This window comes from Sphingomonas lutea (assembly GCF_014396785.1).
GTDB lineage: Bacteria > Pseudomonadota > Alphaproteobacteria > Sphingomonadales > Sphingomonadaceae > Sphingomicrobium > Sphingomicrobium luteum.
Genome location: NZ_CP060718.1, coordinates 844,492 through 858,978, shown reverse-complemented (window position 1 = coordinate 858,978; position 14,487 = coordinate 844,492). Strand labels below are relative to the sequence as shown.

The 14,487-nt window shown below is 67.8% G+C and carries 4 protein-coding genes; all 4 read left to right on the top strand.

The annotated features are described in order from the left end of the window. The first annotated feature begins 54 nt into the window (after positions 1–54). Genes H9L13_RS04380 through H9L13_RS04365 form a run of 4 tightly spaced genes read left to right on the top strand, consistent with a single transcriptional unit; the run spans position 55 to position 14,475 of the window. Positions 55–1,785, top strand: a complete 1,731-nt coding sequence (locus H9L13_RS04380; protein ID WP_187539350.1) for a ShlB/FhaC/HecB family hemolysin secretion/activation protein — start codon at positions 55–57, stop codon at positions 1,783–1,785. After that, entirely contained in the window at positions 1,782–7,796 is a 6,015-nt protein-coding gene (locus tag H9L13_RS04375) for a beta strand repeat-containing protein (protein ID WP_187539348.1), read from the top strand. The genes H9L13_RS04380 and H9L13_RS04375 overlap by 4 nt, the downstream gene beginning before the upstream one ends. After that, positions 7,760–8,032 carry a hypothetical protein gene (locus H9L13_RS04370; RefSeq protein WP_187539346.1) on the top strand — a complete coding sequence of 91 codons (273 nt, stop codon included), beginning with the start codon at positions 7,760–7,762 and terminating at the stop codon, positions 8,030–8,032. The genes H9L13_RS04375 and H9L13_RS04370 overlap by 37 nt, the downstream gene beginning before the upstream one ends. After that, positions 8,005–14,475, top strand: a complete 6,471-nt coding sequence (locus H9L13_RS04365; RefSeq protein WP_187539344.1) for a beta strand repeat-containing protein — start codon at positions 8,005–8,007, stop codon at positions 14,473–14,475. The genes H9L13_RS04370 and H9L13_RS04365 overlap by 28 nt, the downstream gene beginning before the upstream one ends. Positions 14,476–14,487 lie beyond the last annotated feature (12 nt).

The following is a 14,487-nucleotide window of genomic DNA, read 5'->3' as shown; positions in this document are numbered from 1 at the left end:
ACTGCGGCGCCTTTGGCGTCGGGAATTGCTCGGAAATTTCTTCTCGGCACGGCGATGATCGCGTCCGCCAACAGCGCGGCGGCCCAAACGGCGTCTCAGGTTTTGCCGCCGACCCGGGAAGAGGTCACTCGCCCCGACACGACCGCACCCACACCGCGTGCACCGCGCCTGGAGGTGGAAGGCGGTATCGAGCGGGCGCCCTGCGCACTCGACAGTCCCGACCTCAAAGATATTCGCTTCACATTGCGCGACGTCCAGTTCGAAGGCTTGCAGGGCCTGACCGTTGCCGAACTTGCGCCGGCGTATGCCCCCCTCGTCGGATCCGAGCAGCCGATCTCGGTCGTTTGCGAAGTGCGCGATCGAGCTGCCACGATCCTTCGCGAAGCCGGGTACATCGCCGCAGTGCAAGTGCCCGAACAGCGCATTGCGGATGGCGTCGTGCGCTTCCGCGTCCTGATGGCCAAAATCACGGGCGTGCGTGTCCGCGGCAATGCCTCAGGCGCGGAGCGGACCATCGCCGGCTATCTCAATCAACTGGCGGAGAAGCCCGTATTCAACCGCTATGAGGCCGAGCGCTACCTCCTGCTGGCGAGCGACCTGCCGGGGTACAATGTTCGCCTGACCCTCCGCCCTGCCGGCACCGCGCCCGGCGAGGTGATCGGCGACGTCACCGTGCAGCGGATCACCGCATTTGCCGACGCCAATATCCAGAATTCGGGATCGCGCGAACTGGGCCGTTTCGGCGGCTTGCTGCGCGGGCAGCTCTATGGCCTCACCGGCCTTGCCGACCGGACCACGGTTTCGATGTTCAGCACATCCGATTTCGAGGAGCAGCAGACGATCCAGGTCGGCCACGACTTCCGGCTGGGCGCGGAAGGCCTGAGCGCGTCGGGATCCTTCACCTACGCCTGGGCCAACCCGTCGGTGCCCGATGCCGATGTCAAGGCGCGGACGCTGCTCGGCACGGCCGAGATCGGCTATCCATTCGTGCGGCGCCAGGCGAGCACCGTGCGCGGCTCGCTCGGCCTCGACATCATCAACCAGGACGTCGAGCTCGACGACATCGACCTTACACGGGACCGGCTGCGTGTCGGCTTTGCGCGCGTCGGCTGGGACGCGGTCAGCATGGACTTCTCGAAGCCCGGACGCTCGCTGGTTGAGCCGTTCTGGCGCGTGTCCAACCTGGTCGAGCTGCGCAAGGGGCTCAACATCTTCGGCGCAAGCGACGACTGCGGTCCCGAGGGCGACGATTGCCTGGACCCCGGCGACATCCCGCCAAGCCGGCTCGAAGGCCAGTCCGACGCATTGGTGCTGCGCTACAGCGGCTATGGCGAGCTCCGCCCCGCCCGCCTCGTCACCGTCGCACTCGGCGCTCGCGCGCAATATGCGTGGGACGGCCTGCTCAGCTTCGAGGAATTTTCGGCCGGCAACTACACCGTTGGGCGTGGTTACGATCCAGGCGCGCTGCTCGGCGACCGCGGCTACGGCACGCAGGTCGAGCTTCGTATCGGCAGCCGCGTGCCGGCAAGCGCCAAAAGCGTCGCGATCGAAGGCTACGGCTTTTGGGACCACGCCAAAGTCCAGAACATCGAAGAGCTAGTCGAGGTCGATCAGCCCAACCGCCTGCATTCCGTCGGCGCCGGCGCGCGACTGCTGTTCAACCGCTTCGCGCTCGATACCGCGCTCGCCGTTCCGCTCAGCCGCATCGGCGTCGAGCGCGAACGCCCCGCCGTCCGCCTTCTCATATCCCTGACGACCCGGCTCTGGCCATGGAGTTTCAGATGACCCAGCGTAGCGCGTTCTCGCCCCGCACCTCCAGCACGCGCATCACCAAGCGCCGTCGCCTGATGTTGTCGTGCGCCACGGCAGCCATTGCAATCGGCGTGATCGCGCCGCAGCGGGCGGACGCGAATCCGTTCAACGGCACGGTGGGATCGAGCAGCGGCGCGACGGTCGGCGCGGGCAATACGATCACCGTCACCGCGCCCAAGGCGACGATCAACTGGAACCCGAACGAGACCGGCACCGGCACGATCGACTTCCTGCCTTCGACCAACACCGCATTGTTCCAGGGCCAGGCCGGCCTGTCCGACTTCACCATTCTCAATCGCGTCGTTCCGACGGACGCCACGCGCGGAATCTCGCTTAACGGCAGCATCATTTCCCGGCTCGACGGCAATGTGCAGGGCGGCAAGGTCTGGTTTTACAGCCCCGGCGGAATCCTCGTCGGATCGACTGCCAGCGTCGATGTCGGCGGACTGCTTCTGACCAGCCTCGACCCGATCGATTTCGCCACCTCGAGCGACGGCTTCGGGCGCTTCCTCAACCAGGCGGATCAGTCGAGCACGGTTCAGCTCGCAAGCGGCGCGCTGGTCAACGCCAATAGCGCCGGCAGCTATGTCGCGATGATCGGCCCGCGCGTCGTTCAGGACGGCACTATCAGCGTCAACGGATCGGCCGCGCTCGTCGCCGCCGAAGACGTGACGATGACGATCAACCAAGGCCTGTTCGACATTAACGTCGCGCTTGGCACGCGGGACGGCAACGGCGTCGTCCACTCCGGAACGACCACCGGCCCGTCGAACGTCGCCAGCACCGACAATCATTCAATCTACATGGTCGCCGTGCCCAAGAACCAGGCGCTGACGATGCTGCTGGGCGGCACCGTCGGCTTCGACGATGCGGTGACGGCGGGCGTCGAGAACGGGCAGATCGTGCTCCGCTCCGGCCAGCAGTTCGAAGCCAAGCAATCGAGCATTTCGGTTACCGGCGGAACGTTCAGCTCGGACCTCAGCGGCTGGGCCAACAAGGACTTTTCAGCGACGACCACGACGAGCAACCTAACGTTCGAAGGCGACGTCAACTTCCGCGCCAACGAGGGCCAAATCCTGTTCAGCGCATCGAGCGGGCGGCAGCTTAATGTGCTCGGCAACACGATACTCAATTCGTACACGACGGTCTTCCCGGACAGCACGGCGGGCATCATTCGTTTCTCGGCAAGCGGCGGCGGATCGATCAACCTGGGCGGCAACCTGACCGCAAATACCTACGGGTTCGGTTGGAATGGCATTCTCGGCACCGGCGGCAATATCACGATCGAGGCCGACGGCGGCGCCGTCAACGTGGCGAGCAGCACCGTCTTGGTGGCGCAGGCGCCCGGTACCGGTCCCGACATCAGCGGCAACAGCCCCGATGCAAAGGGCGGCAACATCTACATCCACGCGCTGAACAACGGCACGGTCACGATGGGTGGCGTCACTGCCGATGCCTCGGGCTTCGGCGGAACCACTACCGGCGGCGCCGACGGCGTCGCGGGGAACGGGACGGGCGGCACCATCAATGTCCACGCGCAAAGCGGTGGCGCGATCCAGTTCAACGGCAATTTCCAGGGCAATGCCGATGGCTATGGGGGCAACGTCAACGGCGCGGGCACGGCCGCGGGGATCGGCACGGGCGGCGTTGCGCGACTTGCTGCGCAGGGCGGGTCGATCAATGTCACCGGCAACGTCAATCTAACGTCGAACGGACAGGGCGGAAACATTCTCAATCCGACCAATGCGTTCGGAGTCGTGGGCGGCAAGGGTCGCGGCGGCGGTGCCGAAACCGGCTACGATCCGACCGGCGTGGTCTCGATCGAAAGCCTGGCCCCCAATTCAAGCGTGACGATCGGAGGCGACGTCTTCCTCAATGCCAACGGCATCGGCGGCACCGGCTATTCGGGAGGCGAAGGCTGGGGTGGCGATGCCGGTCTTTATGTCACGGCGGGCGGCGTCGCGATCACGGGTTCGCTCAACCTCAATTCGGTCGGCAGCGGCGGCGATGCAATCTGGGGTTCGGGCGGCGACGGGGGCAATGCCTTCGGTGGCACCAACTTCGTTCAGGCCCAGCTGTCCGCCGGTCCAACCGCCACGATTTCCGCCGGCAACGTGGCGATGGATGTCGCGGCGTATGGCGGCGACGGGCGCCAGGGCAATGGCGATAACGTTCCGGGCGGCGACGGTGGGAACGCCACCGCCGGGCAATATACCGGGCAGGATTCCACCGGCGGCGCCTTCCTGATCGCCGACAGCCGCGGTGCCGAAATCACCGTCGGTGCGGTAACGATGCAGGGCATCGCGGTTGGCGGGGCCGGCGGCAGCGACGCCATGTTCGGCGGCGCCGGCGGCAATGCGCTCGGCGCCTACCTCCTCACCGGCACCTTCAATCCGGCGGGCACCACGCTTGCGCTTGGCCGGACCACGATCAACGGCAACCTCAGCATGGACGCTTCGGCGACCGGCGGCGCAGCCGGCAGCGGCCTGACGTCCGCGCCCGGCGGAACCGCCTATGGCGGCGGCCACTGCACCGAGGGCTATTGCGGGATCGTCTTTCTGGCGGCGCGCGGCACGGTCTCCGTCGGCGGCACGGCGTTCCTCTCCGCCAATGCAACGGGCGGTTCGGGCCAGGTCGGCGGCAATGCGTACGGCGGCACGTCGTTGTTCCAGGTGCTGCCCAACGGTTCGCTGACGACGGGCGGCAACACGATCGCCAGCGCGCATGCCACCGGCGGGGCGGGCGTCGGCTCCACCTCCTCCGGCGGCAATGGCTTCGGCGGATACGCGCAGGCGCTGGTTAGCGGCGGGCTGTTCGATGTCGAAGGCAATCTGTGGGTTCTTGCTAACGGCAGCGGTGGCATCGGCGCGACCGGCGGCGACGGCACAGGCGGTGAAGTCTACCTGCAATCTTCTTCCGGCGGGACAGTGTCGGCGACCGATTTGCAGCTGACGGCTAACGGTTACGGCGCAAACGTCTTCGGCAACGGTGGCGACGGCTTGGGCGGCCTGGCCGAAATGGACGTCAACGCCAATGTGAACATCACCAACAGCGCGCTGGTCATGGCGATGGGCAGCGGTGGATCAAGCACCACGGGCTTTGCGGGCCTCGCGACGGGCGGCATCGCCGACGTCGATGTTGGCGCCAACGGCGCGCTCAGCTTCGGCACCTTCCAGGTCAACGCCAATGGTCAGGGACAAGACGGCGACGTTCGCGGCAGCACCGCACAGGGCGGCACCGCGACCATGGACGTGCTTGGCGGCACGGTCACCGGGAGCGGCGTGCTTGAGCTTTATGCGTCAGGCTTCGCCGGCCACACCAATGAACCGACCGGAGTTGCGAACAACGGTACCGGCGGCACTGCGACTCTCACCATCGCTAATGACGGCAGCGTCAGCTCGACCGGCATGGTCCGGGTCGAAGCAGTCGGCAACGGCGGCAATGCGCAGAAGTTCGGCGGCAAGGGCATCGGCGGCACCGCCACGGTGTCGATCGACGACGGGTCGCTGACCGCCGCCCCGCTCGAGGTGCGCGCCAACGGCACCGGCGGGACAGGCGGCGAGACCGCGGGCGAAGGCGCCGCCGGCACCGCCAGGCTCGAATTTCTCGCGGGCGGCGGGTCGCTGACCTCGACCGGCCAGGGAATCATCGCGGCGCAGGGCTTCGGCGGCGTGGGCAATAACAATGCCACGACGGTCGGCGGTGCCGGCGGCATCGGCCGCGGCGGCACCTCGATCCTCGACGTCGCAGCGACGCTTAACAGCGGGGCGTCGGTCAACATCACCAGCAACGGCGCCTTCGACCTCCGCGCGGCCGGGTTCGCCGGCGCGGGCGGCAACGGCACCTTCGGCGGCGCCGGTGGCGAAGGCCGCGGTGGGAACAACATTTTCAACCTGCGCGGCGCAAGCATGCTCGCGACCGGGGCAGTCAACGTCACGAACCAGGGCAATGGCGGCGTGGGCGGGATCGGATCGGCCGGTTCGGGCGGCGCCGGCGGCGCGGGCTTCGGCGGCACCGGCACGTTCAACATGAGCGGAACGCTGACCGCTTTCAGCTACACCAACATCAATTCCGGCAACGCGGGCGCCGGCGGCGCGGGCTCGACCATCGCCGGCAACGGCGGCTTCGGTCAGGGCGGCAGCGGCACGGCCATCATCGATGGCGCACTTGTCACGACGTCGACTAACCCCAATCAGGGCCTGCTCGTCACGGCATTCGGCGGCAACGGCAACGGCGCGATCGGCGGTGCGAGCCAAGGCGGCACCGTCAACGTGGCAATCAACGGCAGCTATACCGGCGGATATATCCAAGCGACCGCGTCCGCACTTGGCGGATCGGGGTCGGCGGGGGCCGGCGGCAACGCCACCGGCGGTACGGCCACGTTGGTTTCTACCGGCACCATCACGGGCGCGCGGGTCAATGTGGCGACGTTCACTACTGGCGGCGCGGGTACGACGTCGGGCGGCAATGCGGTTTCGGGCACCGCGGCGTTCGACCTCAGCGGCTCGGCATCATTGTCGATCACGGACGTGACCGCCAATGCGATTGGCGGTGCGGCGAGCGCCGGCGCGGGCGGCAACGCGATCGGCGGAGATGCGACAATCCGGCTGCTCAGCGGCAGCGCGACGAGTGGCAACCTCAACGTGGTCGTCGATGCGACCGGCGGCAACGGCACGACGCGCGGCGGCGACGCGTACATGATCGACGGCAACGCGACGCTCGAGCTTGGTGCTGGCACATCGCTTAACGTCACCGGTGCGTCGAAAGTCTCAGCCAGCGCCACGGGTGGCGCGGCCACCACCGGCACTGGCGGTGATGCGAGCGCCAGCAGTGCAAATGTGATCATCGGCAATGCCGCAAGCTTGTCGACCAGCGGGGCCCTCATGGTCCTGGCGCAAACGTCCGGCGGCAACGGCGGCCAGAACGGCGGGCTCGCCAACAGCGGCCTGGCCATGCTGTCGATCGGCGGCGGTGCGGTGTCGGCGGGGTCGCTGGAGGTCAACGCCAACGCGACTGGCGGCGACGGCGGAGTCCTGGGCGGCGACGGCATTGCCAATGAAGCGCGCGTGCAGATCGATGCGAATGGCGGCCAGCTGAACGTCATCGGCCTGACCCAGATTTTGGCGGAAGCCGAAGGCGGTAACGGGTTCGACAATGCTGGTGGCGCGGGCGGCTCCGGGGGCCTGGCGGAAGCCGGCACGGCGTCGCTGGATACGCCGACCGAACTCGCGTTGGGCGCTTCCGTCCAGCTGACGTTGGGCGACGCCGACATTTCGGCCTTCGCCAGCGGCGGCAACGGCGGCGCTGGCGCCACCGGCGGGATGGGCAATACGGCGGTCGGCGGCGAGGCCAATTTCAATTTCGGAAGCGGAACGGCCACCGCTGGCCGCGTACGGCTCTTCTCCATTGCCGTCGGCGGAGACGGCGGCGCCGCTACCTCGGGTGCGGGCGGCGACGGCGCCACCGGGTCTGGCGGCTCGATTGCGGCCAATATCGCCGGATCGCTGACCGCGACCGCGATGAGCCTGCAGAGCAATGGCGCCGGCGGCAACGGCGGCATTGGCACGACGGCGACCGGGATTGGCGGCGATGGCTTTGCCGGCTCCTCAACCATCGTGATCGATGGCGTCGCGACCTTCACCAGTTTGGATGAATTCGTCGGCTTGGTCGTCACCTCGTTCGGCGGTGGCGGCGCCGGGTCGACCGGCGGCGACGGCCAGGGCGGCTACTCGCAGCTTATCGTCAACGGCACGCTCGACGTGGAAACCTGGATGCAGGTCACCGCGCGTGCGGCCGGGGCGCGGGGTCCAGCGGTGCGGGCGGCGACGCCTCCGGCGGGCAGGCTTACTTTACCCTCAACGGCGACATGCTCGACGGCAGCGTCACGGTCGCGACGACCGCGACTGGCGGGGCCGGCACCACGTTCGGCGGCACGGCGACCGGCGGCATGGCGCTCGCCACCCTCAACGGCGATGCAACGGTGACCTCGACCACGGTCGATTCGTCCGCAACCGGCGGCGCGGCCAGCGACGGCGACGGCGGAGACGCGACGGGCGGCGATGCCAGGTTGAGCCTGTCCGCCTCAAACCTGACCTCCGGCAACGTCACCATCTCAACGGCGGCCACGGGGGCGCCGGAACCACCAGCGGCGGCGATGCGACCCAGAACGTCGAGGGCGCTGCAAGCTTCGACATGGACAGCAGCTCGACCGCTGTGCTGAGCGGCATTGCGCTGATCGACGCCAGTTCGACCGGCGGGCTCGCGACGACCGGGCTTGGCGGATTCGCCGCCGGCGGCAACGCATTGATGTTCATCGACGGCACGATCACCGGCGGCGCCACCCTGCGTGCCTGGTCGAACGGCATCGGCGGCGCGGGCGCCGACGGCGGCTCGGGCCAAGGCGGCGCGGCGTCGCTCAACATCTTCGACGGCGCGAGCGTGTCCGGGAGCGCGGCTGAAATTTCCGCCAACGGCACCGGCGGCGCGGGGTCTTCGGGCGTCGGCGGCGGCGCAACCGGCGGCGCGGCGCAAATCGCAGCCAACGGCACGCTAAGCCTTACCGGGGTGACTCAAGCCTCAGCCAACGCCACCGGCGGTTCGGGTTCGGTCGCGGGCGGCGGTGCGACCGGCGGATTGGCCGACGTCTCGGCAGACGGTAGCGTTTCGCTCGGCCTCGGCTCGTCATCGACCATCATTTCGGCGACGGCCGCCGGCGGGAACTCGTCCGGCGGAGCCGGCGGGACCGCGACCGGCGGGACGGCCAAGCTCAACGCGTTCAACGGCGCCACCGTCACCGGCAACAACGTGACCGTGGCTGCTGGCGCAAGCGGCGGCAACGGCGTCAGCGGCGGTTCGGCGACCAGCGGCACGGCTTATTATGTCGCCAGCGGCGTCGGCTCAACGCTGGCGATCAACGGCGTCGGACTGCAGGCCCAGGCGGCAGGCGGCAGCGGCACGACCGGGAATGGCGGCGGCGCCACGGGCAGCATCGCCAGCGTCGTTTCGGAATTTGGCGGCAACGCCAACTTCACCGGCACCAACTTCTTCACGGCCGGCGCCACCGGCGGCAATTCGACCGGCGGACTGGGCGGCCAGGCAACCGGCGGGACCGTGGATGTCACCGCCGAAGCGGGCAGCAATGTCAGCCTTGGCATCCTCACCGCGACGGCCAAAGGGACCGGCGGCAATGGCGCGACGGGCGGCAACGCCCAAGGCGGAAGTGTTTTGCTGAAATCCGAGGGTGGCACCCTCAACACGAGCGGGCAGGCCCTGCTCGACGCGGGCGCGCTCGGCGGCGGCGGCGGCATCGGCGGCAACGCGACGGCAGGAACGGGCCGTGTCCACGCCACCCTCGGCGGCGATGTAACGCTGGCCAGGGTATCGATCCGCTCCGACGGTACCGGCGGTTCGAGCAGCGCCGGCGCGGGCGGCAACGGAACCGGCGGCATTGCCGAAATCCTCGCCAGCGGTGCCGGCAGCGACATCGGCGTGCTCTTCTTTACGCAGCCGGTCGCAGGATATTTCCTGCAGAACGCCACGCTGTCGGCGAACGGCATCGGTGGCTCAAGTTCCGGCGGCAATGGTGGGATGGGCACCGGCGGCGATGCCAGCATCTTGGCGTCAGCCGGCGCAAGCATCACCTTCCCGACACCCGTTGGGTCGCAGATCAGCAACATTTATGCACGTGGCTACGGCGGCTCAGCGACGCTGGCCGGAAGCACGGCCGGAACCGCATTTGGCGGCGACATCACGATCGGCGCCGACAATGCGACGATGACGCTCCCGGCTTTGCTGGCCAGCACTTTCACCCAGGGCGGCCACTACGCAACCCCGGTCGCCAACGTTCACGGCGGCAACGCGATCGGCGGGACGCGGACCATTTACGCCCGCAACGGCGCGACGATGTCGATTGCGGCGACGGGTGGCGCGGGCGCCGGCGGCGGCTCTGCCAGCGGCAGCGGAAATGGCGGTAGCGCTTCCGGCGGGACCGCGACCTTCGAAGTCGACGGTTCGACCGTGCACCTGCTCGGCGGGCTTGGCGTATTCGCCGGCGGCGAAGGCGGCGCTGGCGCGCAGGGCGGAAACGCCAGCGGCGGCGCGGCGATCGTCAACATCACCAACGGCGGGGTCGTCCAGTCGGCCATCGCAACCGCAAATTTTGGCCCGGGCGCAACCGCGACCGGCGGCGCGGGTACCATCAGTGGCGGATCGGCGACCGGCGCCAATGTGACGATCAACGTCGATGCGACGTCGCGCATCTCGCTCGCCGGCGGCATGTCGGTAAACAACTTCGTGTCTGGCGGTAACGGCGGGTCGGGCAACGGCGGGAGCGCAACGGGCGCCCCCGTCACCTTCAATATCCAAGGCTTGGTTAACGTCGCCAGCCTGACCGGCAACGTCAACGCCATCGGCGGAAGCTCGACGGGCGGCAGTGGCGGGCTTGGAGACGCGGGTAGTCTCACGCTGAACATCACCGGCGCAGCGGCCAGCCTGACCGCGGGCGCCTTGACGATGTCGGCGGACTCGTTCGGCGGCGACGGCGTCACCGGTGGCTTTGCCGATAGCGGCTCCGCAGTCGTGACGGTCGACGGGGGGTCGCTGACCGTGACCGGCGCCGCGATCATCTCCGCCAACAGCTCCGGCGGCGAAGCGGCGACCAACGGTACCGGCGGCGGCGCGCAGGGCGGCACCGCGCGAATTGCTATCCTCAACGGTGGCAGCGCGTCATTCACCGACCTCAGCCTTGGCGGCGACGCGTTCGGCGGCGGCATTCTCGGGACAGCGACGAACACGGTCGGCGGCGTCGCCGATGCCGGGCTGGCCCGGATCGAGGTCGACGGCAGCAGTCTGACGGTCACCGGCGAGCTGTTCCTCAGCGCCGAAGGCGAAGGCGGCGACGGCGACGTCGGTGCCGGCAACGGCATCGGCGGCAACGCCGAGCTGTTCGCCTACAATGGCGCGACGGTCCAACTCGGCACGGCGACCAATATCGAAGCCGAAGGCACCGGCGGATCGGCGTTGGGCGGCAATGGCGGCGACGGTTACGGCGGCGACGCCACGCTGGGCGTGTATTCGGGCAGTTCGGTCACGGCCAATGTGCTGACGATCAACGGCAGTGGCGATGGTGGCGACGGCATCAATGCCGGCTTCGGCTACGGCGGGGACAATCTTGAAGGCGGCGGCGGCGCGCAAGTCGAGGTGTTCGACCTGGGCTCGACGCTCACCCTCAACGGCCCGACCGAACTTTATGCCGACGGCTTGGGCGGCAATTCCAGCGGGGCCGGCACGTTCGGCGCCGGCCAGGGCGGCAATGTCGGCTTCCGCGTGTTCGATGACAGCGCCAGCTTCGGCAGCCTGCTGGCCTCCGCCAACGGGCTGTCGGGCACGGGCACCACCGGCTCGGTCGGTAACGGCGGCAGCGTCACCTTGCTCGCCTTCAACTCCGTCATCAGCGGCGGCGCCACGACCTTTACCGCGCGCGGTGACTATGCCGGCGGCACGATCGAGATCGACGCGATCAACGGCAGCGATATCACCTTGGGCTCGCTGTTCGCCTTGTCCAACGGCGGATTCGGCGCGGGCGATATCCTGATCGACGCGGACGCGACGAGCAGCTTGTCGCTCGGCAGCGTAGTCCTGACGTCGGTCGGCGGAACGCCGGGCTTCGACGAAGATGGAATCGAAATCGGCGCGCTCGGCACGATCAGCGCAACCTCGATGTTGCTCTCCTCGAGCGACGACATTCTGATCGAAGCGCTGACCGGCGGTCAGCTTGACGTCGACAGCACCCTGGAAATCCAGACGCCCGGCCTGATCCGCTTTGTCGGCGACGGAAGCGCGGCTTTGATCCAGGCCGGCGTGCTCGACGCGGCGGCCTTCCAGATCGCCAACACCGCCAATCTTGACGCCGGCAGTATCGCGCTGGCGACAATCGACAATCTGACTACGGGCGACCTCAACGTCACCGGCTTCCTCGCCCTCAGTTCAGGGGGCACCCTGACAGCCGGCAACCTGCAAGCGGGCGGCGACATCGCGCTCAACGCGACCGGCAACGTCACGGTGGCCGACGTGACCGCTGCCGGCGGCGCGGAGATCAATACGTCGGGGAATGCGCAATTCGGCAATGTCGACGCGCTGTGGTTCGAATTCGAAGCGATCGGATCGGTAACTGGCGGCAACATTGCCGCAGTCAGCAACGTCAATGGCGAGGCTGATGGCGCGGTCGTCCTCGGCAACATCAGTGCCGGCCCGAACGTGCCGCTTAGCGATTTCGCGGTCGGGATCGGCTCCCTGACCTCGATCAGCGTCGGCGACGTGACCAGCCCCGGCTGGGTCGGCTTTGCCACCGCCGGCACGCTCAGCACCGGCGACATCAGCGGCGGCGAGCTGGTGATGACCCTATCGGGCAGCAATGCCGATTTCGGCGCGATCACCACCGACGCGGGTGGAACGCTCTACATCGCCGATTGGTCGATGTTCGCGCTCGGCGGCGGTGGGCCCAACACCGAATTCGATCCGTCGCTGATCCTCCCGCTCACGCCGGTTCGCACGGCAGGGTCGGTCACGGTCACCGGCCCGGTGACCGCCGGCAACATCTACGCGGCCGCGGGAACGAACATGTCGTTCGACAGCATCAGCGCGAACGGCGAAATCTACCTGGATGCCGGCGGAACGCTCACCACTGGCGCTCTTTCGGCGGCAACAGCGATCAACGCCATTGCGGACGGCGACCTGACGTTGGGAACATCGGCGGCAGGGGAAAGCATCAGCCTGACGACGGGGGGCAATCTCGACGCGGTTTCGCTCGATGCGCCAAGCATCGCGCTGGCGCTTGCCGGGGATTTCGTCATCGGCGACCTGTTTGCCGACAATTCGATGTCGATCTCGGCGGGCGGAAGCCTGACGGCGGGCAATGTGTTCGTGGGCGGGGACTTGGCGCTTTCGGCGGGCCTCGACCTCGTCGCGCTCGACCTTTCTGCGGACGGGAGCATTGCGCTTTTGGCAGGTGGCGCAGTGACGGCGGGGAATGTGTTCGCCGGCACCGGCATCACGGTAGATGCGGGCGGCAACGTGGGCCTTGGAATCCTCGAATCGGGGGCCCCGCCAATCGTCGGCCAGGGATTCGGCACGCAAGCGATCGTGCCCACCCAATATGACATCGCGCTGTCGTCCGACGGCGATCTATTGACCGAGAGCATTACATCGCGCGGGAACATCCTGCTCGATGCCGCAGGCTCGATCACCACCGGCGATCTCGATGCTCTGGCGGGGATCGAAGGGCTGGCCGGCACCGAATTACTGACCGGCAATATTCTTGCCGGGCAGGACGTCATCCTGTCGGCGGAAACGGCCTTGACCGTGCTCGATATCGCGGCCGGCACTGTCGACTTGGCAGCGGGGACCGACCTTTCCGTCGGCAATGTCACTGCGGATACGACCGCCGCTTTCCTTGCCGGTGGCCTTGCCAGCTTCCGGGGAATGGTTGTCGCCCCCGAAATCTCGGTCACCTCCGCGCAGATCTTCTTCGATGAAGCGGGCGGTCTGGGCGAATATGGCGTGACCACGCTGATCACCCTCAATGCCGTGAGCGACGATCTCGCCATCCTGATCGGCGGCGAGGAGCCGGGCCAGGAAGGCCAGTGGCACCTCACCGGCGAAGGCGAACTCAGTTCCGACGCAATCGTTATCAACGCAGTGGCCTCCAGCAGCGGCGGGGCTGCGCCTGACGTCATCGTGCGCGCCGTCGAGATCGACGGCAGCAACACGGATGGCGGCGGCGCCAAGTCGGTGACCCTCAACACCGACGCTTCGGTGTTCGTGGAAGGCCCGGTCGCGTTCCTGAATGCGGCCGCGACGGACGTCCTCGCCATCAACGCCGGCGATTCGATCCAGGTCGACACATCGAGCGGCGGCGGGATTGCGATGACCAACGGCACGGATGTGTCGGGCGTACTCGAACTTACCGCGCACGATGTGTGGGTCGCCGAAAGCGACGTGCTGGCTCAGCTCAACGCCAATCCGAATTTCCCCGGACGCGATGCGGCCTTGGCGACCAACAGCGGCGCGGCCAACCCCGCGGGCGCACTGCAGGCGGGTGAAATGACCGTGACCATGTTGGGAAGCACCTTCATGGTTCAGAATACGGGCACGGAGTCCGACCTGGCTGGCCTCACCGTGGGCGACGGCGGCCTGACCATCGTCAATGAAGGCGCCGACCCCGCGACCGTGGTCATCTACGGGCGGCAGGCCAAGTCCGACGGCACGGTGTCCGGCGGCGATGATTTCGCGGAGGGCGTGACCTTCGCTGGAAATGATCAGTTCGCCGACGGCTCCAACGTCAATGGATGCGACCCCGGGGCCGGTTGCGGGCCGGACCAACCGCCGGTCGAGGGCGGAGGCGTCGAAGTCATCCTGGGACCGATCGGCTTGATGGAAGGCCCGAGCGCGCTTGTCTCGACGGAAGCGGAGTTCAGCGATCCTGCCGGCACCGACGAAGGCACGCAGGAAGAATCGGAAGAGGAAAGCGAAGAAGAGGAAGAGAGCGAAGACGAGCGGGCCGGAGTCAACGTCGGGACGAGCCTGATCAACAGCGGCCCGGTCACGCTCGACGTTCCGATCGAACAACCCGTGACCAGCGGCAACGATGGCCCGGGCGGCCTGTAAGCGGAGATTGAC

Bases quoted from the DNA above. Each gene is read 5' to 3' on its own strand.
- H9L13_RS04380 (WP_187539350.1), top strand. From the start codon at position 55: ATGATCGCGTCCGCCAACAGCGCGGCGGCCCAAACGGCGTCTCAGGTT.
- H9L13_RS04375 (WP_187539348.1), top strand. From the start codon at position 1,782: ATGACCCAGCGTAGCGCGTTCTCGCCCCGCACCTCCAGCACGCGCATC.
- H9L13_RS04370 (WP_187539346.1), top strand. From the start codon at position 7,760: ATGGCGCTCGCCACCCTCAACGGCGATGCAACGGTGACCTCGACCACG.
- H9L13_RS04365 (WP_187539344.1), top strand. From the start codon at position 8,005: ATGGACAGCAGCTCGACCGCTGTGCTGAGCGGCATTGCGCTGATCGAC.